Origin of the sequence: Erwinia pyri (assembly GCF_030758455.1) — a bacterium.
Lineage (GTDB): Bacteria > Pseudomonadota > Gammaproteobacteria > Enterobacterales > Enterobacteriaceae > Erwinia > Erwinia pyri.
In genome coordinates, this window is the sequence record NZ_CP132353.1 from 1,578,656 (window position 1) to 1,600,828 (window position 22,173).

General features: G+C 52.3%; 15 protein-coding genes. 12 read left to right on the forward strand and 3 right to left on the reverse strand.

Annotated features, from left to right (window positions below):
• Positions 1-32: 32 nt before the first annotated feature.
• Positions 33-3,365: a diguanylate cyclase gene (locus Q3V30_RS07300; RefSeq protein ID WP_306211819.1), complete on the reverse strand. Its 3,333-nt coding sequence runs from the start codon at positions 3,363-3,365 to the stop codon at positions 33-35.
• Positions 3,366-3,539: 174 nt separating this feature from the next.
• Positions 3,540-4,169, reverse strand: a complete 630-nt coding sequence (locus tag Q3V30_RS07305) for a phosphatase PAP2 family protein (protein ID WP_306211821.1) — start codon at positions 4,167-4,169, stop codon at positions 3,540-3,542.
• 287 nt (positions 4,170-4,456) lie between these two features.
• On the opposite strand from Q3V30_RS07305, the gene udk reads away from it, so the two are divergent.
• The 3 genes from udk (at position 4,457) to asmA (ending at position 7,689) form a co-directional block, all read left to right on the forward strand.
• Positions 4,457-5,098, forward strand: coding sequence for a uridine kinase (gene udk / locus Q3V30_RS07310; protein ID WP_306211824.1), 642 nt, complete (start codon positions 4,457-4,459; stop codon positions 5,096-5,098).
• Between the two features lie 107 nt (positions 5,099-5,205).
• Complete coding sequence (dcd, locus tag Q3V30_RS07315; protein ID WP_306211826.1) at positions 5,206-5,787, forward strand: dCTP deaminase; 582 nt, start codon at positions 5,206-5,208, stop codon at positions 5,785-5,787.
• A gap of 57 nt (positions 5,788-5,844) precedes the next feature.
• Entirely contained in the window at positions 5,845-7,689 is a 1,845-nt protein-coding gene (asmA, locus tag Q3V30_RS07320) for an outer membrane assembly protein AsmA (protein ID WP_306211828.1), read from the forward strand.
• A gap of 66 nt (positions 7,690-7,755) precedes the next feature.
• Here asmA and Q3V30_RS07325 read toward each other — a convergent pair whose 3' ends face one another.
• Positions 7,756-9,339, reverse strand: a complete 1,584-nt coding sequence (locus tag Q3V30_RS07325) for a TerC family protein (RefSeq protein WP_306211830.1) — start codon at positions 9,337-9,339, stop codon at positions 7,756-7,758.
• Positions 9,340-10,136: 797 nt separating this feature from the next.
• Between Q3V30_RS07325 and wbaP the strand changes: the two genes are divergently transcribed.
• The 9 genes from wbaP to Q3V30_RS07370 all read left to right on the forward strand — a co-directional run bounded on the left by wbaP (position 10,137) and on the right by Q3V30_RS07370 (position 22,118).
• On the forward strand, positions 10,137-11,570 hold the full coding sequence (gene wbaP, locus Q3V30_RS07330; protein WP_306211831.1) for an undecaprenyl-phosphate galactose phosphotransferase WbaP: 1,434 nt from the start codon (positions 10,137-10,139) through the stop codon (positions 11,568-11,570).
• Between the two features lie 288 nt (positions 11,571-11,858).
• A complete protein-coding gene (locus Q3V30_RS07335) occupies positions 11,859-12,992 on the forward strand; it encodes a polysaccharide export protein (protein WP_306211833.1) in 1,134 nt (377 codons plus the stop codon).
• Positions 12,993-13,007: 15 nt separating this feature from the next.
• Positions 13,008-13,442, forward strand: coding sequence for an arsenate reductase/protein-tyrosine-phosphatase family protein (locus Q3V30_RS07340; RefSeq protein WP_306211835.1), 435 nt, complete (start codon positions 13,008-13,010; stop codon positions 13,440-13,442).
• 12 nt (positions 13,443-13,454) lie between these two features.
• Positions 13,455-15,641, forward strand: a complete 2,187-nt coding sequence (gene wzc / locus Q3V30_RS07345; RefSeq protein WP_306211837.1) for a tyrosine-protein kinase Wzc — start codon at positions 13,455-13,457, stop codon at positions 15,639-15,641.
• Positions 15,642-15,747: 106 nt separating this feature from the next.
• On the forward strand, positions 15,748-16,653 hold the full coding sequence (locus Q3V30_RS07350) for a glycosyltransferase family 2 protein (RefSeq protein ID WP_306211839.1): 906 nt from the start codon (positions 15,748-15,750) through the stop codon (positions 16,651-16,653).
• A 24-nt stretch (positions 16,654-16,677) separates the two neighbouring features.
• The gene (locus Q3V30_RS07355) at positions 16,678-17,802 is read left to right on the forward strand and encodes an EpsG family protein (protein ID WP_306211840.1); all 1,125 of its coding nucleotides are present in this window, start codon (positions 16,678-16,680) and stop codon (positions 17,800-17,802) included.
• Positions 17,803-17,875: 73 nt separating this feature from the next.
• Positions 17,876-18,628: a glycosyltransferase family 2 protein gene (locus Q3V30_RS07360; protein ID WP_306211842.1), complete on the forward strand. Its 753-nt coding sequence runs from the start codon at positions 17,876-17,878 to the stop codon at positions 18,626-18,628.
• 117 nt (positions 18,629-18,745) lie between these two features.
• Positions 18,746-19,780, forward strand: a complete 1,035-nt coding sequence (locus tag Q3V30_RS07365; RefSeq protein WP_306211844.1) for a glycosyltransferase family 4 protein — start codon at positions 18,746-18,748, stop codon at positions 19,778-19,780.
• Between the two features lie 121 nt (positions 19,781-19,901).
• Positions 19,902-22,118 carry a phage tailspike protein gene (locus tag Q3V30_RS07370; protein WP_306211846.1) on the forward strand — a complete coding sequence of 739 codons (2,217 nt, stop codon included), beginning with the start codon at positions 19,902-19,904 and terminating at the stop codon, positions 22,116-22,118.
• Positions 22,119-22,173: the final 55 nt, after the last annotated feature.

The window sequence follows — 22,173 nt, forward strand, 5'->3', positions numbered from 1 at the left end:
CCCAGGCCCGTGAGGAGAGCAAGAACCCTGATCTATTTAATCGCAAAGTAGCTGTTGATCAGCAGCGTGTTCAGCGGCTCACGCGGCGAGACAACTCCGCCCCAGACGGCATCCACCCCAATGGTGGCGAGGGTGTTCAGCGCGGCCTGCTGCTCCACCGGCCCGGTAAAGGTGGCGATGTTCATCCGCTGAGCATGACCCTGCAGAATCGAGACCATCATCTCATCCATCAGGTTACCCTGAACGTTAGCCGTGAGTTCCGGACCGAGGCTAAGGTAGTCGATCAGCTCCCCCGGTAACTGACTGAACGCATCCAGATTGTGGCCAAAATGCGTGAGCACAATCTTGCAGCCCTGTTCACGCAGGCGTGCCAGATTATGATGAACCTGCTCCGCAGCGCCAATCAAGGCCCCGGCGGATAAGGAGAAGTGCAGCAGATCGCCCGGCAGACCAAAGCGGCTAATCTGAGCCAGCGTCTCGGTGATAAAGGCATTATCACGCACTCCCTGCTCAGAGAGCGGCAGCACGATTGTCAGCGCTTTACTGAGTACGCCTTGTGCATAATGCTGGAAGAACTCGGCGATCAGTTTTTTGTCGAGCGCAATAATCAGATCTTCATCGGTCAGGCCAGCGCGGAAACTGGCTTCATCAATTTCCATCCCTTCCTGGGTGAATAGCTGCATTTCGGCCAGATAAAAAGAGACGGCGTGGGGATTGCGCGGCGGCGCCACTGCCGACACCATCAGCCGCATCGGCTGACCGGTAATAATCTGTTCATTTTCCCGACGAGTCAGCAACGGTTTCAGCGTTTTTAGCAGCTGCGGGTCATAAACGGAGAGCTGGCCACGGCCATTATGCTTGGCGTTGTAGCACGCCAGATCCGCCTGAGCCATCACCTCACTGGCGATGTGATTGTCGCTGTCGATCAGGGTTATCCCGGCACTGGCACCCACGCGATGCAGCCGTCCATCCCACAGGAAGCGGTAATCATTGACCGCATCAACGATGCGGTCAGTCACCTCGCGGGCTTTATCCAGCGGGCAATCTCTTAACAGCACGCCAAACTCATCGCCGCCCAGCCGGGCAAGGAAATCGGATCGACGCAGATGGTGCTGCATCACGCTGGAGATCTCCCTTAACAGGGCATCGCCCGCGGCATGGCCTGCCGTGTCGTTAACCGCTTTAAAGCGATCGAGATCGATAAACACCAGCGCATGGTGGTGGTGCCCGGCGGCGGAAACCAGCAGCGTTTTCAGCTTCTGTTCAAAGCTTACGCGGTTGGGCAGGCTGGTGAGCATATCGTGCGAGGCGCTGTAGCTGAGACGGCGCATCAGCTCACGGGATTCGCTGACGTCCTGAATCACCATCACGCTGCCAATGTTACTGCCTTCCAGCGTTTTCAGCGGCGTGATGCTGTAGTGAATGTCGTACTGCAACCCCACGCTGTTATGCAGCACCAGCTCATGCTCCAGCGCTGGCGTCGATTTAGCCTGCGGCAGTTCGCACAGCAGCGAACTTTGCAACGGTGGCCCTTTCCTGCCTTGCGTTATCTGCAAAATATCGCTAATCGGCTGGCCTGCGGCCTTTTCCTGCGTCCAGCCCGTCATGCTTTCTGCCACCGGGTTCATAAAGATTACCCGCATCTCTTCATCGGTACTGATCACCGCCTCACCGATAGCATCCAGCGTAATGTGCATCCGCTCTTTTTCCTCATAGAGCGCTTCGGTGAGCTGCCGCATCGGCGTCACATCCTGATTGATGCCCAGCATGCGCTCCACGCCACCTTTTTCATTAAGCACCATATTGGCCTGGCTGCGGATATAGCGAATGCCCTGTTCCGTCTCAATACGGAATTCCAGATCGAGCGGCGTGGAAGTTTTTATGGCGTTATCGAAAGCGTCAACAGACCTCTGCCGGTCGGCTGGCAGCAGGCTGTTAACCCAGGTCAGATAGGAGGCCTGGCCGTTTGCCGGTAAGCCGTAGATCTGGAACATGCGTTTGTCCCAGCTCATCTTGCCGGAGGTCAGGCTCCACTCCCAGACGCCGATCCCACCCGCCTCGTTCGCCAGGGTAATGCGCTGCATCAGGCGACGGTTCACCTCTTCGGTTTTCTTGAGATCGGTAATATCTTCAATCTGCGAGATAAAGTAGAGCGGCATCTGTTCACTGTCCCTGACCAGCGACACGGTAAGCCGCGCCCAGACAATCTGGCTGTCTTTGCGGAAATAGCGCTTTTCAATGCTGTAGGTTTCGATATCGCCCATCAGCAGAGCATTCACTTTTTCTAAATCAGCATGGAGATCGTCGGGGTAGGTCAGGCGCTGAAAATCGGTCTTTTTCAGCTCCTTATCCTGATAGCCCAGCAGTTTGCATAAGGATTTGTTGACCTGAAGCCATTTCCCTTCCGGCGAGACCAGCGCCATCCCGATGGCGGAATATTCCATAGCGTGACGAAAGCGGGTCTCACTCTCCGTAATATGCTTTTTCTCTTCGCGGAAAGAGTGCAGGACCAGCGCCATCATATGGCTTGGGATCAGCACCATCAAAAAAGGGAGCCACGTGGCGCTGGCAAGCGGCCAGAACTTACTGGTCTGCACTTCCAGCAGACCCAGCGCCAGCATCAGCGTCATCAGGGACAGGGTGGCAAGAAATACACAGAAAGCTTCAAAGCGGGGCAGGCGTACTGCGCTGTAAAACAGCACGACCACCACAAAGATGAAGGGCCAGGGCGCATAGCGTAAAGAGAAGTAGCTGAGCAGCAGAGTGATAAACAGCGTCAGCAGCGTTTCAAACAGCGTATGTCCGGCTCGCTGAAAATAGTCATTTTTCCACAGCAGACAAACCGGCCCCAGTGCCAGCATGCCGATCGTTTCAGAGATGACCCAGACAGAGAAAAAGCGAAAACTGGCGTGTCCGGTAATGGTCAGGATCCAGGTAGCCAGCAGGCCGCCCAGCAGCGGGGTAAACAAACCCACCGTCACCATCATTTTGCTCCAGCTCAACAGCGAGTCGAGGGGCGATTTACGATCGAGCATAGTGCGCAACAGCGCGCCGCCAAGCAGGGCCTGCAGCAGATTCACTACCGGGAAAATGATGTTCGAAATAGCGGGGCCGACGATCAGAGCGTTAGCTGCAACAATACCTGTAAAACAGCTCAACAGCACCCGTGGCAGAGCGGCCACAGGCAGACGAAAAATCAGGATGGTCATTAAGGGGGTAGAAAACCAGAGCGGCGATATCTGACCACTGACTTTTATCATTTCCAGGCAGAACAGCGTCAACGCAAAACTGAGCACGCCGGGCAGCAAAGCCAGGAGCCACGTTCGACAGGAGCGATCTACAGAAAACAGTGTGTCAGTCGTCATTCACAAATCCAGCACGGCGCCGGAAGTCACTTTCAACCGCAGGCGCAATCAACGTTACTGAGTGATGCTAACATAACCATTTCTGCTTGCTTTCGGAGAGTCAGTACAGAAAGAGAGCGCTGTTCGGGCGATTGACTTTTAGCCAGCCGCCCGAAAAAAGCGGGAAAAAGGAGGCTACTGGCGCAGTTTTAACAGATCTGCCCGCGTCCAGGCATGATCGATACCGGCAATCTGTACTGACAGTCGCTGTAAAAACTGTTGGGTTGTAGCCAGGCGGCCATGCCCCAGCAGCAGCAGAGGCAACAGCAGGGCGATACAGAGTTGCCCCGTCGAAAAACCTTTCAGTTCGGAACGGCGCTGGCTCACCAGGAAAGCCGTGCTCAGCGTAAAGCCCAGAATCAGACCGGTGATTACTTCACTTTTTGAGTGGTAATTCAGGATCAGACGGGAAGCGCCCACCATCAGCGGAATAAGGTAGCCAATGGCGACGGCAACGCCGCGCCAGGCAGAGGTCAGTCTGCCGCTGAGTAACCAGAGCATTACCGGCCATAAGGTGGCGGACATGGCGCTGTGACCACTAAATCCGGTGAAGTTGAAGCGAGCGCTGCCGATGCCAAATCCCAGAAAAGCAATTTTAGAGAGGCTGACGATGGCGCCTGCGGCACAAAACGCCAGCGCCCAGTACCAGACGGCACGATGGTCGCTGTTTTTCCAACTGATTAAAACAGCCATAATTACCGCAGTGGGGATAAGCAACATGCTGTCGCCGAAATAGGTCAGGATATGCAAAATATGCCAGGACACCGTGTTTCCTTTTTACTGTGTTGATAAGCCAGGCCAGCGGGTTATTAAGGCGCTAAAAGGTAATTGTTTGATTACCTGAGGCGCACCCTGCTGAATAAGCCTTGCTCAAAATGTGAAGCTGGTCTCATTAAGAGCAGTTTAACGGGCAATGCAAACCGCGCCTAACGGGAAAGTCCTAAAAGCATTCCCGCGCTTTTCTCTGGCATCAAACCCCCGAAATCCCTATAATTACGCGCGAAATCGTCCTCTCCTTTGTCTCTGACAACCAGTAATCAGGTCTTTAATTTATGACTGACAAGTCGCACCAGTGCGTCATCGTAGGTATCGCCGGCGCATCTGCCTCGGGAAAAAGTCTTATTGCCAGCACGCTCTATCGCGAAGTTCGTGAGCGGGTCGGCGATGAAAATATCGGCGTCATCCCCGAGGATGCGTATTACAAAGACCAAAGCCACCTGACCATGGATGAGCGGGTTAAAACCAACTACGACCATCCCAGCGCCATGGATCATAACCTGCTGCTGCAACATTTGCAGAAGGTTAAAGCGGGCGAGACTATCGATCTCCCTGTTTACAGCTATGTAGAACACACGCGCACCGAGCAGACCATCCAGCTTAAGCCGAAGAAAGTGATTATTCTTGAAGGCATTCTGCTGCTGACCGATGCGAGACTGCGTCAGGAGATGAATTTCTCTATCTTCGTCGACACGCCGCTGGATATCTGTTTAATGCGCCGCATGAAGCGTGACGTTAACGAACGCGGCCGCTCCATGGACTCGGTAATGGTACAGTACCAGAAAACGGTTCGTCCGATGTTTTTGCAATTCATCGAGCCTTCCAAACAGTATGCTGACATTATTGTGCCGCGTGGTGGAAAAAACCGCATCGCTATCGATATTCTGAAAGCTAAAATTAACCAATTCTTCGAATAGCCCGACGGCGGCCCGATCCCCATCGGGCTGCAGAGTCGCGCTGGAAGCGCAGGGACGTCGCGCTTCCTAATGCCTCAGGGCACCACCCGATTTATAGGGAGTTTTTCATGAGATTATGCGACCGCGATATTGAAGCCTGGCTCGATAATGGCCAGCTCGACATCACCCCGCGCCCGCCGGTAGAGCGGATTAATGGCGCCACGGTAGATGTCCGCCTGGGAAATCAGTTCAGAACCTTCCGTGGCCACACCGCCGCCTTTATCGATCTCAGCGGCCCGAAAGATGAGGTCAGCGCGGCGCTTGACCGGGTAATGAGCGATGAAATCGTGCTTCCCGAAGGCGAAGCGTTCTTTCTGCATCCCGGCGAGCTGGCGCTGGCGGTGACATTTGAATCCGTAACGCTGCCCGATAATCTGGTAGGCTGGCTGGATGGCCGCTCTTCACTGGCGCGTCTGGGGCTGATGGTGCACGTCACGGCGCACCGTATCGATCCCGGCTGGCAGGGCCGAATCGTGCTGGAGTTCTATAATTCAGGTAAGCTGCCGCTGGCGTTGCGTCCCGGCATGTTAATCGGCGCCCTGAGCTTTGAGCCGCTTTCCGGACCCGCCGCGCGGCCTTATAACCGCCGCAGTGATGCGAAATACAAAGGGCAGCAGGGCGCAGACGCCAGTCGGATAGACAAAGATTAGAATCATCATGCCCGTCAGGATCGGCACCACGAGCGCTGACGGGAAAAAGGGGAAGGCATGAGACGATTTATTACCACGCTGGCTATTTTGCTGGTGGTAATTGTGGCCGGCATGACAGCACTGGTCTTATTGGTTAATCCCAACGATTTTCGCGGTTACATGGCGCAGCAGGTTGAGCAGCGTAGCGGTTACCGCCTTGCGCTGAATGGCGACTTACGCTGGCACGTCTGGCCGCAGCTCAGCATTCTCTCTGGCCCGATGACGCTGACTGCGCCCGGTGCCAGCAAGCCGATCGTCAGCGCCAGCAATATGCGCCTGGACGTCAGCCTTCTCCCTCTGATCTCTCACCAGCTTTCGGTGAAGCAGGTGATGCTGAAAGGGGCGGTGATCAATCTCACCCCGGAAAGTGAAACACAACGTCCTGCGGATGCCCCCGTCGGGCCAGGTAATTCTGCGCCCGTAGAGGAGGTTCCGCGGGGCTGGAAATTTGATATTGCAGAGCTACGCGTGGTGGACAGTCTGGTTATCTGGCAGCAAAGCAACGGTGAACAGCTTAATCTGCGTGATTTCAATCTGCAGCTTTCCCAGGATGAGAAACGGCAGGCGCACGTTGAGTTCAGTAGCCGGGTCAACCGCGATCAGCGGGAACTGGTGATAAACCTTAACAGCGATATGGATGTCAGCCGCTACCCGCAGCACCTGTCAGCAGCGATCAATCAGCTTGATTATCAGATGACGGGCGCGGATTTGCCGAAGGAAGGGCTGAAAGGGCAGATGAAAATGCAGGCTGACTGGGCGGCTGTGACGCAGAGCTTTAGTCTTAAAAACCTCTCGCTTACCGCTAACGACAGCCAGTTGGATGGCAACGCCGCTGGCGTGCTCAGCGCGCGTCCGCAGCTCACCGTAAATCTGCATTCGCCGTTGCTGAATATGGACTCCCTGTTAGGGCTTGAACCTGACGCCGCTAATGGCGGACAGACGGTTCAGGCCCAGCGTTCTGGCCCCGGCCCGGTGATCTCCCAGCCTGCCGAACATGATAATGCGAATTCACCACTGAATGCGATGGATGGCAATATTGCCCTGACGGTAGACAAAATGCGCTGGCGGGGGATGGACTTTGCTCAGGTGGCGTTAAAGGCTTCCAGTGAAGGCGGCCTGCTGACGCTGCAAACGCTCAGTGGCAAAGCGGGCAGCGGTGAGTTTTCTCTGCCGGGCAGCGTAGACGTGCGTACCGCACAAACGGTGGTGGCGCTGAAACCCGAGCTGCGAAATATTGCGGTAGCGCCGCTGCTGAAAGCGTTCGATTTGCCCGCTTCGCTGAGTGGCGATCTCTCGCTGGCCGGGAATTTTACCGGCACCGGTCTGACAGTGCCTTCCTTTAAGCGTGCCTGGAAAGGCACCGCAGAGGTCAACCTGGATAATGCCCAGATGGCGGGCCTGGATTTCCAGCAGATGATCCAGCGCGCCGTGGAGCGAAACAGCGATCGCGTACAGGGAACCGACAATGCCGATAGCGCCAGCAACCTTCAGCAGATCAAAGGCAGCGCCACCCTCAATAATGGGCTGCTGCTCTTCCCCGGGCTGAAAGGTCGCTCTTCCATGCTGGATTACAGCGGAAAAGGGGAGGTGAATCTGGCGGATCGGCAGGCTGATTTGACCTTTGGCGTCACGGTGACCCGCGGCTGGAAAGGCGATGATGAGCTGGTGAAACGGCTTCAGGTTACCCCGGTTCCGCTGCGCATATATGGTCCCTGGTCAGGGCTGAATTACTCGTTACAGGTTGATCAGGTTCTGCGTCAGCAGCTGCAGGATGAAGCGAAAAAACGGCTGCAGCAGTGGTCAGATCGCAACAAGAGCAGCAATAAAAACAGCTCGGTACAGAAGCTGATTAAGGATCTTTAGGAAAAGGGCTGAAAATATTCAGCCCTTTTTTCGCAGGAGTCCATAAAAACAGGCGTCAGCATTAGCTTAAACCTCGTAGTCAGGCTCTTCTGAAATCGCCAGCGGAATAATTTGTACTTTCTGTACCCGATGGCTTTCAACCTGCAACGTTCTGAACAGGAAGTTGCCGATCTGGATCTCTTCACCCTCCTGCGGCACTCGCTGCATATGCTCCATCAGCAGACCAGCCAGCGTATGGTATTCCCGCTTTTCATTCAGTGGCAGCTCAAGATACATCACCAGATCGTCTAAAGGCATATGGCCGTTTGCTGTCCAGCTGCCGTCGGTGTTTTGCTGAATATCATAACGGGGATCGATCGCTTCCCCCTCGTTCGGAAGATTGCCGGCGATAGTTTCCATCACGTCACTCAGCGTCACCACCCCTTCAACGGAACCAAACTCATCCACCACAAAGGCAAAATGGGTACGCGCTGAGCGGAATTGCTCCAGTGCCGGCAGCAGCGTCAGCTGTTCCGGGAAAACCAGCGGTTGACGGATCAGCGCGCGAAGATCCAGGTGGTCACCATGCAGCGCCTGTTGCAGCAGATCGATAACGTGCACAACCCCGAGCGGGTCGTCGCTGTTATCCGTCACCACGATGCGCGTATGCTGATTAAGATCGAGCAGCGCCATGATTTTCTCAGGGGATTCGCTGAGGTCAACATGCTCTACGTCATGACGTGAGGTCATGATGCTACTGACCGTGCGCTGGCCCATGCTGAGCACCCGCGCAATCATCATGCGCTCCTGCTTATTAAAGATCGCCTGGCTTTCACCCTGGTCAGCTACCAGCAGGGAGGTCTGGCTGTCCAGCTCCGCCTGCTCATGATGACCGCGTAACAGGCGCAGCACCGCTTCAGCCGTCCTTTTTCTTAACGGCGCTTTCGCCGAGAGGAAACGGCGCCGGTTGAACTGCGCCAACTGATTTAACCCTTCAATAATGACCGAGAAACCAATGGCGGCATAAAGGTAGCCTTTGGGTATGTGATAACCGAAGCCATCCGCCACCAGACTGAAACCGATCATCAGTAAAAAACTCAGGCACAGGATAACAATGGTCGGATGTTCGTTAACAAAGCGCGTCAGCGGCTTGCTGGCCAGCAGCATCAGAAAGATAGCAATAATCACTGCGGCCATCATCACCGGCAGGTCATCGACCATGCCCACGGCGGTAATTACCGAGTCAAGTGAGAATACCGCGTCCAGTACCACAATTTGCGCGACTACCGGCCAGAATTTAGCACCACGTTTTTGTGGGTTTTCATCCTCATCTTTCCCTTCCAGCCGCTCATTGAGTTCCATGGTGGCTTTGAACAGCAGAAATATTCCCCCCACCAGCATAATCAGATCGCGCGCGCTAAAGGCATGGGCCAGCAGCGTGAAGAGCGGAGAGGTCAGCGAGGAGAGCCAGGAGATGGAAGCCAGCAGCAGCAGCCGCATTACCAGCGCGAGCAGCAGCCCGGTAACACGAGCTTTGTCGCGCAGGGCAGGGGGGAGCTTTTCCGCCAGAATGGCTATAAAGACAAGGTTATCAATGCCCAGGACCAGTTCAAGAACAATAAGCGTGACCAGTCCAGCCCACACAGACGGATCGGCGATCCATTCGAACATTGCACACTCACCTGCAGGATTTTAAAGAATAGCCATGATGATAGTGAATCAGGCGCAATTCAACAAATAATCGAAGAAGCGCTTCGTCAGCGCTCAGATAATCGCCGGGGTGGGATTATCAGCAAATGAAATTATTAGGATAAATCCTGAGTATATCGACACCGATCTTTTCAAGACTATTCGCATAGGTCGCTAACATGAACCAGGAGATACTTAAACGGTGAGGGAAATCCGTTCAGGATTAATCTTATTCCGATCGAATTAATCTGAATTTTATCCCGGGGAGGAAAGAGGCATGGACGGTATAGAGTGGGACGAAAGGTAGTCTTAATCCTAAAAGAGTGCGCGGGCGGGGACAGCCTCTTGTAAACAGGCCAGTAATAACTAGTATAGCAACGTGTTAGTAAATGTCTGCGTAAATGTAGTAATAAGCGCAGTAACGGCGTCTTCATGTCCTTTTTTGTGAACAGCACCACGCTAAGACGGCAAACGCGTTAGCCTGCGTCTGGAGAGGACAGGATAAAAACAACAAGGTAAGGCAGCGTTACAGCGCATTGGCAGCTACAAGCCAGGGGCGGTAGCGTGTCCGGCTGAGGCAGGACAGGCTGTGTATCACTACCGTTGTTGTTGATTTTACATGTCAATTCTCTTGTCGCTCTACCCGTTACGCTGGCCTTTAACACGACTCCCAAATACGTTTCCTGTGTAATAAATGATGTGATTAAAAAACACACAATTATTTTCAGTGATGGAAATTAATAAATCACAGGCTTCTGAAGAAAAAATAAGAGTTAATTATGCGCGATATAGAGTTTACCTTTAAAGGGTTGTTAATTAGATTTTCACTGGCGCTTTCTGACCTGATCTTTTTTAACGCCTCTTTATTTATTGCAATTCTGTTGATAAATGCATTGCCCGGAAATCTTCTGGACGATATTTCGACGCAAGATCTGCAATTGAAAATAGCGACACACATTATTCTCTCGGTGATTTGTATTGGCTGGTTCTGGGTTCGTCAGCGCCACTATACTTATCGCAAGCCATTCTGGTTTGAATTAAAAGAAATCTACAGAACCATTCTGATATTTTCCGTTATTGACCTATCCATTACGGCACTTTCAAAATGGGAACTCTCTCGCTGGGTATGGGTGATGACCTGGATTCTGGCGATGATCTTTATTCCTGTTGGACGTGCCGTGGTGAAGCGTGTGCTTAATCATTACGGTATGTGGAAAAAACAATCCATTATTATCGGCAGCGGTAAGAATGCAGAGGAAGCCTACCTGGCGCTGCAGAGTGAAGAGGTGATGGGCTTTGATGTTGTGGCTTTCTACGATGTCGATGGTACTACGCCAGCCCCGGCCCTGTTCGGTATTCCTGTGATCCGTGAGGAAACGCCGCTCTGGCAGTTAGTGAACAGCGAAACGCAGTTTATCGTCGCGGTCGAGTATGAGCAGAGCGTTCATCGCGATGTGTGGTTGAAAAATCTGGCAAAACATAACTGCCGTTCCGTTTCCGTGATACCTTCTCTACGCGGCGTTCCGCTTTACGGTACCGATATGGCTTATATCTTCAGCCATGAGGTGATGATACTCAGAGTGAGCAACAACCTGGCGAAGCGCACTTCACGCATTCTGAAGCGTGCTTTCGATCTGGTTGGCGCACTTACCATCATTACGATGCTGATGCCTGCGCTGGCTACTCTGATCTTTATGGTTGCCCGCGATGGTGGCAGCCCTATTTACGGACATGAGCGTGTAGGAATGGGCGGTCGTAAATTCAAATGCCTGAAGTTCCGCTCAATGTGCGTAAATTCGAAAGAGGTGCTGGAAGAGGTGTTACGCACCGATCCGGTAGCCCGTGCCGAATGGGACAAAGATTTCAAACTGAAAAACGATCCGCGCATTACGCGTATCGGACACTTTATCCGTAAAACCAGCCTTGATGAACTGCCGCAGTTATGGAACGTCGTCCGCGGTGAGATGAGTCTGGTTGGCCCGCGTCCGGTCATTGAAGATGAGCTGGAACGCTATGCGGGTGATGTGGATTACTATTACATGGCCAAACCGGGTATGACTGGCCTGTGGCAGGTAAGTGGCCGTAATGATGTGGATTACGAGACTCGTGTTTACTTTGACTCCTGGTATGTAAAAAACTGGTCACTGTGGAACGATATCGCCATTCTTTTCAAAACGGTTGGCGTAGTTTTGAAACGCGATGGCGCTTATTAACAGGGGCGTTGCCCTGTCAAAACGGAGCGAATTTCTTATTTCGCTCCGCTATTAAGAGCGTCTTTTGACTGTTAACTGTCACTGACTTGCGAGCTAAACAAACTTTTTTTTTGACGAATGTTAAGCGTCGGCTTTAATCAATCCGGCAAGGCATAAAAAGATAGGGAGTTAATGATAATGACTGACAGTTGCAGTGTTTGAACAGTTGATACCCTTTTAAATTTTGCATGACGCTACACAGCGGCGGACTCGCCACTATCAATCAAATTACTGATAGCGAAGAACCAGATGATCACAATCAAAACGAAATTGATACCCCTGTTGGTATCGGCCACAATCCTTTCCGGATGTACTGTTGTTCCGGGTAGTAGTCTTTCCACCAGCGGAAAAGATGTCATTAAACAGCAGGACAGCGACTTCGACATTGATAAATATGTCAACGTCTTCCCGATGACCCCGGGCCTGGTTGAGCAGATGCGACCGAAACCGGTTGTGGCTCAGCAGAACCAGCAGCTGCAGAACGAAGTACAGAGCTATGAATACCGTATCGGTGTTGGCGATGTCCTGACCGTCACCGTATGGGATCACCCGGAACTGACCACGCCAGCCGGTCAGTATCGTAGCGCCAGCGACACCGGCAACTGGGTACATTCTGACGGGACGATTTTCTATCCTTACATCGGACGCGTTCGCGTAGCGGGCCGCACGGTGCAGGAAGTGCGTAACGAGATTGCAAACCGTCTGGCTCAGTACATCGAAAGCCCGCAGGTCGATGTCAGCGTAGCCTCCTTTAAATCGCAAAAAGCGTACGTAACGGGCGAAGTGACCACCTCTGGTCAGCAGCCTATTACTAACGTGCCATTAACTATCCTTGATGCTGTGAATGCCGCAGGCGGTCTGACCGCAGACGCCGACTGGCGTAATGTGGTGCTGACGCACAACGGCAGCGAAGTGCCTGTTTCACTGCAGGCGTTGATGCAAAATGGCGACCTGTCCCAAAACCATCTGCTCTATCCGGGCGATATTCTCTACGTTCCTCGTAATGACGATCTGAAAGTCTTTGTGATGGGCGAAGTGAAGCAGCCAGCCACCATGAAAATGGACCGCAGCGGCATGACGCTGGCGGAAGCGCTGGGTAACGCACAGGGTATGGATCAGACCGTGGCCGATGCCACCGGCGTATTCGTTATCCGCAAAATTCAGGGTTCGAACCGTAAGAAGATTGCGAATATCTATCAGTTGAACACCAAAGATGCTTCGGCGATGGTGATGGGCTCTGAGTTCCAGCTGCAGCCTTATGACATCGTGTACGTGACCTCTACGCCACTGGCCCGTTGGAACCGCGTGATTTCTCAGCTGGTACCAACCATCAGCGGCGTGTATGACGCAACGCGTAACGTACAGACGCTTCACAACTGGTAATCACCGGGGAACATTATGATTAATTCAATCTTAGTGGTCTGTGTCGGAAACATCTGCCGCTCTCCCACCGGGGAGCGGTTGCTCAAAGCGTCGTTGCCCGATAAGAAAATCGCTTCTGCCGGGCTCAGCGCCATGGTGGGCGAGGCAGCCGATGGGACAGCAAGCAGCGTGGCTAATGAACATGGGATTTCGCTGGAAGGGCATGTCGCCCAACAGCTGACCTCAGGCATGTGCCGGGATTACGATCTGATCCTGGTGATGGAAAAGAAACATGTCGACTTAGTCAACCGCATCAACCCTTCCGTGCATGGCAAGACCATGTTATTTGGCCACTGGCTCAATCAACAGGAAATAGCGGATCCCTATAAGAAAAGCCGCGAAGCCTTTGAAGCCGTGTACGGAATACTCGAAAACGCTGCCCAGAAATGGGTCAACGCATTAAGCCGATAGTTGAGAATATCCATGAATATAAAAAGTAAGGCACCGTCAGCGCCGCTAAAAGACGATTCCAACGGATGGGATCTGGCGCATATTGTGGGACAGCTTGTAGACCATCGTTGGGTAATTGTTGCAGTCACAGCGCTTTTTATGTTGCTTGGCACGCTTTACAGCCTGTTCGCGACACCTATTTATAATGCTGATGCAATGGTGCAGGTTGAAGATAAAAACGCCAACACCGTACTGAATGACCTGAGCCAGATGATGCCGAATTCACAGCCTGCTTCCGCTACGGAAGTGGAGATTGTGACCTCGCGCATGGTGGTAGGAAAAACCGTTAAAGACCTCGGACTTGACGTGCTGGTAGAGCAAAATTATCTGCCGGTTATCGGTCAGGGTCTCTCCCGCATGATGGGCAACAAGCCTGGTCAGGTGGATATTCCACAGCTGACTGTACCGTCAGATTGGGAAAAGCGCGTTGTGGAAGTGACCGTTGACGGTCCGGACAGCTACACCGTCAGCAAAGATGGTGATGAACTGTTCAAAGGCAAAGTAGGCCAGCTGGAAAACCACAACGGCGTCTCTATTCTGGTCCGCAGCATTCAGCAGACCGATCCGGGCACCAGCTTCACCGTTACCAAACTTTCCGATCTGCAGGCTATCAAGCTGGTTACCAACCAGCTGACCGTAGCGGATAAAGGAAAAGACACTGGCGTGCTGGGTCTGACCTATACCGGTGAAGATCCGGTACAGATTAGCCGTGTGCTGAACCAGATCATTGAAAATTACGTGGGTCAGAACGTTGAGCGCAAATCTGCTGAAGCGCAGAAAAGCCTCGAATTCCTGAAAGTGCAGCTGCCGGACGTGCGGGCGAAACTGGACGCGGCTGAGGATAAGCTAAACACTTACCGTCGTCAGAATGATTCGGTTGATATGTCTCTGGAAGCGAAGTCCGCGCTGGACTCCTCCGTCAGCATCCAGACCCAGCTGAACGAGCTGACCTTCCGTGAAGCGGAAGTCTCTCAGCTGTTCAAGAAAGATCACCCGACCTACCGTGCGCTGTTGGAAAAACGCCAGACGCTGGAAAACGAGCAGAAAAAGCTCAACCAGAAAATTGGCCAGATGCCGCAGACCCAGCAGGAAATCGTGCGTCTGACGCGTGATGTGCAGGCAGGTCAGGAGATCTACATGCAGCTGCTGAACCGTCAGCAGGAGCTGAACATCAGTAAAGCCAGCACCGTGGGCGACGTACGTATCGTTGACCATGCGGAAACGGCGGGCAGCCCGGTAGCACCGAAAAAACTGCTGCTGATTGCAGCCAGCATGATCCTGGGCTTAGTGATCTCCGTGGGTTATATCCTGCTGAAAGCGCTGTTCCATCATGGCATCGACCGTCCGGATCAGCTGGAAGAGCTGGGCATGAGCGTTTACGCCAGCGTGCCGTTGTCTGAATGGCAGCGTAAAAAGGATGCTGAAGCGTTAGCCAAACGTAACGTGCAGGGTAAAACCGATCCGCACAACACGCTGCTGGCGCTGGGCAATCCAACTGACCTCTCTATTGAAGCGATTCGCAGCCTGCGTACCAGCCTGCACTTCGCGATGATGGAAGCCAAAAACAACATTCTGATGATTACCGGCGCCAGCCCGGGGATTGGTAAAACCTTTATCTGTTCCAACCTGGCGACTCTGGTGGCGAAAGCGGGTCAGAAAGTCCTCTTTATCGATGGTGACATGCGCCGTGGTTATACCCACGAGCTGTTAGGTGCGAGTGGAAAAGTCGGTTTGTCGAACGTTCTTTCCGGCAGCACGCCGTTTACCACCGACCTGATCCAGCACGGCGATTACGGTTTCGACTTTATTCCTCGCGGTCAGGTACCACCGAACCCATCGGAACTGCTGATGCACAACCGCATGGCGGAACTGCTGGAGTGGGCAAGCAAAAACTATGACCTGGTGTTGATTGATACCCCACCAATTCTGGCGGTGACCGATGCCTCTATTATCGGCAAGCTGGCAGGCACCTCGCTGATGGTGGCGCGTTTTGAAACCAATACGCTGAAAGAAGTGGATATCAGCTACAAGCGTTTCGCTCAGAACGGTATCGACATCAAGGGTGTGATTCTGAACGCCGTGGTACGCAAAGCGTCGAACGCCTATGGTTACGGCTATGACTATTACGATTACAGCTACAAGCAGGATGCCAAGAGCTAAATAATGAAAAAGGAACCTGCTGGCGCACGCGAGCGGTTCCTTTTATTTTTCCTTAATAGTGTAAGTCGCTCCAGGATGTTTCTGGACGTTTAAAAGGTGCCTGGTAATGAAGGATATTTTCTTTTCAATCGTCATTCCTGCATATAATGCATCCGAATCCATCGTAACCACATTAGATTGTGTGGCTGCGCAGACGTATCAACATTTTGAAGTCATCATTATTGATGACAAATCAGCGGATGCTGCGCAGCTGGCCGCCGTGGTGCAGTCTGAAAAGTACAGCCAGCTGAAGATTAATCTGGTGCTTTCTCAGGAAAAGCTCAACGGTTCCGGCGCCCGCAATAAAGGGATTGAGCTGGCAACGGGCGACTATATCAGCTTCCTGGATGCCGATGACGAATGGCATAAAGACAAGCTGCTGGAATCAGTCAGGCTGATTGAAAAACTGGAAGCCGAAGGCAAACAGAAATTCATTATCTTCAGCCAGGTTAATATCATTCAGGATGGCGCGTTCCTGAAAGTGATGCCGATGCAGCCTGTAGCCCGTAATGAAACCGTGGCGGAATACCTGTTCGGTTGCTACGGCTTTATCCAGACCAGTACGCTGGTGATGAAACGTGAGTATGCGCAGGACATCAAGTTCGATCCAAAATATATTCGCCATCAGGATTATGACTTCTGCATTCGTGCCGACAAAAAAGGCTACGAATTTGTCATGATTGAACAGCCGCTGGCCAATTATCATCTGATCACCAAGTTCGGTTCCAAGCACAAGGGCGAGTCTGTGAAGTACTCATTCTTCTGGCTTGACGCCATGAAGCCCTGGCTTACCCAGCGTGATATCAACACCTATAAAGCTTATAAATTACCGTTAAGATACAAAATGGATGGAAAATCTTTCCAGGCGAGCGTCAGCTTTGCGCGCTATTTCTTCTTAACGAATAAAGATAACCGCACCTACTTTATCAATCGTCTTAAGGATAAGGTCAGGGAGCGCTTGGCTGGGAAATAGCGTTTTAACCCGGTGGGGAAAAGAATGGCCATATATTGGATAGTAAGCTACACACTGCTGATTTTTTGTATTTTTGAACTGGCCACGATTAACCAGTTAGCACAGCCTAAAATGCAACGCGTCATGACCTACTTCTTCTTTCTTGGCGTGGTAGGACTGATTATTTTTGCCGGTATTCGTGGCCCGAACTCCGGGATGGATGATTCGCAATATCTCGGTTTTTTCCATGATTTTGCCAAACAGACCAGCATGCAGGGCTACCTGAAGGTAGCGGACATCTACCGTTATGAAAATTTCTTCATGCTGGCGGCATGGGTGCTCTCCTGGTTCACTCAGGAAAGCTACTACTTCCTGCTGTTCGTGGCGTTTATTGCGGTCTCTACCAACGCCTGGGTGATGAAGAAATATTCACCGCTGATCCTCTGTTCGCTGTGTCTCTATTCAGCACACCTGTTTATTAACAAGGACATGAATCAGATACGCTTCGGGCTGTCGAGTGCGTTTGCCGTGGCCTGTATCTGTTCAGCGGCGGGAAGAAAATATCTGCTGGCCGTGATCTTCCTGGTATTGAGTTCGCAGTCGCACTCAACAGGCTATGCGGTACTGATGGTGACGCCGTTCCTGTTCCTGAAAGAGCGTAAATATTTCGGTCTGGCAATGGTGTTCGCCGCCATCCCGCTGGGGCTTATCGGCGGTAAAAAATTGTTCCTCGACTCGCTGGGCATCGTCCCGGTAATCGGCGACAGGGCAATGGGCTACAGCGGTACGGTGTTTGATCAGGCTTCGCCGGTCTTTGGTCTGGCTAACCTGAAAAACATTGCGTTCATTGGCTTCTTTACCCTGGTCTATTTCCGTAAGCAGATTGAAGATAAGGATCGCATTGCCTATATCCTGTTTATCGCTTATTCAGCCGGTGCGGCGGTGCGTATTGTCTTCTCAGACTTCTCGATTCTGGGAGGCAGGGTAGGGAACCTGTTCCTGCACACCGAGCCGCTGCTGTTAGCGTTCCTGATGACCCGAATACGCAACCCGATACTCAACTTTGGCCTGTTATTCGCCATGGTCTCTTACTACCTGGCCTATAACACCATTCTTTCGGTGCAGTCACTGAACGGCTATAGCGTTGCTCCACTCTTCAGGCTCTTCTGATTAACTGGCCAGGCATGCCTGGCCTTTTTTCTTTCTATTTTTACTCCTCGGCGTTTCAGATTCAGGAATTCAGATGACTAATCAAATCGGCACAGTGGGCATTATCATTCCTATGTACAATGCGCGGAATACCGTTCTGCGGGCAGTACAATCGGTACTTGATCAAACCTGGACAGACTGGCGAATCTATCTGATTAATGATAAGTCCACCGACGACTCGCTGGCCTTTGTGCAGGAGCACTGCCGCGATCCACGCATTACTATCCTCAACAACGAGGTTAACCTCGGCGCCGCAGAGACTCGCAACGTGGGATTAAAAGCGGCGCAGGAAGAGATCATCGCCTTTCTTGACAGCGATGATGAGTGGGAAAAAGATAAACTGATGTTGCAGACTCAGGCGCTGGCCGCCGGTGACGATCTGGTTATCTCCCACTATGGCTATAAATCCCGCACCAAAGCCTACGATGTGACCTACGGCAAGCCTTATCTGATGAAAGAGAACTTTGTGAAAAAGCAGTTCCGTATCTGCTTTTCATCAGTCTGCTACCGTCGCCCGGCGCGGAATATTCTCTTTCAAAAGAAGGGGCATGAGGACTTTTTATTCCTCTATGAGCTGTTTGACCAGTACAAACAGGCGCGGGTAATCAATCAAAATTTAGTCATCTACTATGAGCTGGGTGACTCGCTGTCGCGGAACAAAAATAAAGCAGCGAAGTGGCACCTCGATTTATTAAGATTTATCTATAAAAACAATCCACTAAAAGTGTATTACTATTACGTCTGGTACATGGTTAACGGCGTTTTATTCACGCTTAAGCATCGGTGAGTGCTGTGGCTTGAAACGTTTCAGTCTTACAAAGACGAACACCATAACCCGTCCTGAACGGCCCGATGCGGCAGGGCGGGTTTTTAACATTGATGTAATTGAGGTGGTTAGTCCGCGATGAAAAAAATAGTGCTGGTGATTAAAGACGCCTACTCCTATGCCGGAACCGAAAACATTTGTAACTTCATGTCTGAATGCCTGGGCGACGAACATGAAGTGGTGATCTACTCGCTGGAAGGCTCAGGTGAGACATTCTATCCCTTTACCAAAGTGAAAGAGATCGTCAGTTTTGCCGGTGAAAAAAATCCTATCCGCAGTGCGGTGAAGCGCATTAACCAGCAGCATTTTGATACGGTCTTCCTGATCAGCATGGGACGGCTGAGCGTGATGTTTGCCTTCTATAACCTGCTGGCGATGAAAAAGAAAACGGCAAAAACCTACGCCTGCGAACACATCGCCATCAACTCATTCAGTAAGCCTATTAAATTCCTCAAATATCTCATGCTGCGTTATTACGATCGTGTCATCGTACTGACCGATAAAGATGACAGTGTCTTTACGCAGTGGGGGATCCCTAGCAAGACCATCCCTAATCCCGTGGTATTCAAAAATTATCAGCGCACCGTGCGTCATCGCCAGGCGCTGGCCGTGGGTCGTCTTGACCACCAGAAGGGATTCGATCTGCTGCTCGATGTCTGGCAGGGCTTTATTGCTAAAAATCCTGACTGGAAGCTGGTGATTGCCGGGGATGGCGAGTTAAAAGAGGCACTGATTGCGCAGGCAAAAACGCTGAATATCAGTGACAGCGTGGCGTTTGTTGGCAGGGTATCCAATATTAACGACTACTACCGTGACAGCGATATGGCGCTGATGACCTCGCGCTACGAAGGACTTCCGCTGGTGCTGCTGGAAGCAAAATCCTGGTCTCTGCCCGTTGTAGCCTATGATTGCCCTACCGGCCCGCAGGAGATCATTAATCAGAATGAAGATGGTTTCCTGGTGCCGATGAACGATCGCGCCACCTTTATTGAAAAAATGAACCAGCTCGCACACAACGATGAGCTGTTCTACGCCATGAGTGAGAAGACCAAAACCACGTCGCTGAAATTTGACGGCAAGGTGATAAAAGAAAGCTGGCTCTCACTGGTTTAACCCTTAAGTACTTTTCCCGATCAACCGACGCGTTACCACGCGCCGGGCAGTCGGGGATTGCCTCTGGAAATCAAATTCACGCTATGCCTCAACCAGGCCTAATGACTATGGGATTACATGAATGAAAAGAAGAGAACTGATTACCGCCTTCTCATCGATTCTTGCAGCCCTTTCTGTGAGCTCGTTTTCCAGCCAGGCTGCCGAAAAAAAGGCCTCCGTCTCCCTTAAAGATGTGCCGGCTGGCGATGTACCAAAACAGGATGTGCCGATCCTGACGCCGGAAAATCTCTACACCATGCCGGACCGTTTCTGGAAAAACTTCAACGGCAAGCTCTACATTGGTAAAGCGGGTACAGATCCAACCCAGGCTGGCAATTTAATTGATGTTTTCCTGAAAAACGCCAGCGGAAAACTGTCGAAAATTGAACAGCCCATTGCGCTTAACCAGGGCAATTTTCAACAGTTTATAGATGACAATGCGGCTCTGCTTGCCGATCCTGTCCACTCGATGGCGGTGGTCGATGAGAGCGGTAAACAGCTGTTTAACATTCCTGACGTCACGCGCCCTGGCGCAAACAGCTTCAGCAAGCGTCTTTCACAGCCTGCGGGTTATCAGCTGATTGGTGAGATCCCATCCGTTGAGGAGCTGCGTAAAACTCGCCCGCTCTTCTCCGGCGCGAAAGTGAAGCTCAGCAGCTGGCACGAAGGGCTGGAAGAGGGCGGCGGGGAGTTTGTCGGCACCCTGGAAGCGGGCAAGGATGACGGCGGCGTGATCTTCGCCGGTGACGGCTTTCACTGGCGCCGCGTTGTGGAAGATTTCAACCGACTGACGCTGTTCGATTTCGGTGCCATTGATGATGGCAAAACCGATGCCGCCCCGGCCGTAGAAGCGATGTACAACTGGTCGCAGAATGCCGATCTGCAGATCTGCGTTCAGTTCCCGGCGGGCACCTTTTTTGTCAGCGGCTGCGATTTCTCCAAAGAGCAGACGCGCTTTTTCCGCGTATCGGGCGCAATGGTTAACTTTGGCTATTTCCCGGCAACCACTATCGTTTCCGATGGCAAGTCAGACTTTATCTTTAAGGTGAACACCCGCTGGGTGGAAGTCAGTAACCTGATTGTGAACGGGCGTACCGATACCCAACCTAACAAGCAGGGCTTCTTCCTCAATAAATGTGAGGGCGGTCAGTTCTTCCGCGGCGCTTCGCTGCGCTTTGTGCGCATGGGCGGCACCTCGCTGAGCCTGATGGATACGCTGGATTGTAAAATTGACCAGTGGTATGCCTCCCGCTGTACTGGCGACGTGATCAAATCCGTATGGTCAAACCTGCCGAAAGGCAAATGGGACCACAGCACGGCGATCGAACTCTCCAACTTCAACGCGCAGTACTGTACCGAAGGGATGGTGCTTAACCTTGAACGTTGCGGGCAATCCATTATCCACAACGGCTGGATTGAACATTCCGAGCATCCGGGGAACATCTCCAACGGTCAGTGGATCGTCGATGCACTGAGCCTGGAAGGGTGTAAGAACCCGCTGATTGCGCACAACAGCCGGCTTAACATGCGGCAGACTAACTTACAGTCCGGTAGCTGGATCGATAACGCTCAGGATGGTAAAGCGTGGCTGAGCGCCTTCGAGCGCGGCTCAACACGTGTAGAGTCTTACGGTGTGGCGGTTGATGGCAGCATGAAATACAACTACCTCACCTCCCGTTACCGCATCATCAATAATACCAATCAGGAAAAATGGTACGAGCTGGGTAATATCTTTACCCCAGACGTGGGCGATAACTGGGAAATCGAAATCTTCGGGCAATCCTCATTCAGCAACGGCACCGATAAAGCGGTACTGAATGAAGTGATTGATGGCCGCACTACCGGCGGTAAAGCGATCATCAGCCTGCAGCGTAAAACGCATAAGTTTGAAGCGAGCTGGCACGCTGAAGGCGCCAGCCCGATTGTCGATGTGATGTACACCACGCCGTACGACACCGATACACGCGTGTTCGTAAAATTAGCCGGATGGCTGGCTTCAGCAGGCGTGCTGATGAAGTCCACGGCGAAAGACCGCTTTATGACCGGAAAATGTGCGCGTTTCGACAGCAAGATGGATTTTGCTAAAGCCCCAACGGGTGAGAATGCGCACCGTGCGCTGCAACGCTTTACGCTGCATAACGGCAAAGCCGGTATCGGTGCAAATGAGCAGGGCGATCTGTTACTGGAGTCGCGCCTGCTGAAGACAGAAGAAGTGAACACGGCTCAACCCATTGGGTATGTGTCGATGGTAGTGAATGGCAAACAGGTCGCCATGCCCTATTTTGCCCTTAAAGAATAACAGGCAGAGCGGAGGTCGCTCTCCGCTCGCCACCCGCTCTTTTGACTGGGAGGGG

Excerpts from the sequence above, each read along its gene's own strand:
- Q3V30_RS07300 (WP_306211819.1), bottom strand. The coding sequence starts at position 3,365 with ATGACGACTGACACACTGTTTTCTGTAGATCGCTCCTGTCGAACGTGG.
- udk (WP_306211824.1), top strand. The coding sequence starts at position 4,457 with ATGACTGACAAGTCGCACCAGTGCGTCATCGTAGGTATCGCCGGCGCA.
- dcd (WP_306211826.1), top strand. The coding sequence starts at position 5,206 with ATGAGATTATGCGACCGCGATATTGAAGCCTGGCTCGATAATGGCCAG.
- asmA (WP_306211828.1), top strand. The coding sequence starts at position 5,845 with ATGAGACGATTTATTACCACGCTGGCTATTTTGCTGGTGGTAATTGTG.
- Q3V30_RS07325 (WP_306211830.1), bottom strand. The coding sequence starts at position 9,339 with ATGTTCGAATGGATCGCCGATCCGTCTGTGTGGGCTGGACTGGTCACG.
- wbaP (WP_306211831.1), top strand. The coding sequence starts at position 10,137 with ATGCGCGATATAGAGTTTACCTTTAAAGGGTTGTTAATTAGATTTTCA.
- Q3V30_RS07335 (WP_306211833.1), top strand. The coding sequence starts at position 11,859 with ATGATCACAATCAAAACGAAATTGATACCCCTGTTGGTATCGGCCACA.
- Q3V30_RS07340 (WP_306211835.1), top strand. The coding sequence starts at position 13,008 with ATGATTAATTCAATCTTAGTGGTCTGTGTCGGAAACATCTGCCGCTCT.
- wzc (WP_306211837.1), top strand. The coding sequence starts at position 13,455 with ATGAATATAAAAAGTAAGGCACCGTCAGCGCCGCTAAAAGACGATTCC.
- Q3V30_RS07350 (WP_306211839.1), top strand. The coding sequence starts at position 15,748 with ATGAAGGATATTTTCTTTTCAATCGTCATTCCTGCATATAATGCATCC.
- Q3V30_RS07355 (WP_306211840.1), top strand. The coding sequence starts at position 16,678 with ATGGCCATATATTGGATAGTAAGCTACACACTGCTGATTTTTTGTATT.
- Q3V30_RS07360 (WP_306211842.1), top strand. The coding sequence starts at position 17,876 with ATGACTAATCAAATCGGCACAGTGGGCATTATCATTCCTATGTACAAT.
- Q3V30_RS07365 (WP_306211844.1), top strand. The coding sequence starts at position 18,746 with ATGAAAAAAATAGTGCTGGTGATTAAAGACGCCTACTCCTATGCCGGA.
- Q3V30_RS07370 (WP_306211846.1), top strand. The coding sequence starts at position 19,902 with ATGAAAAGAAGAGAACTGATTACCGCCTTCTCATCGATTCTTGCAGCC.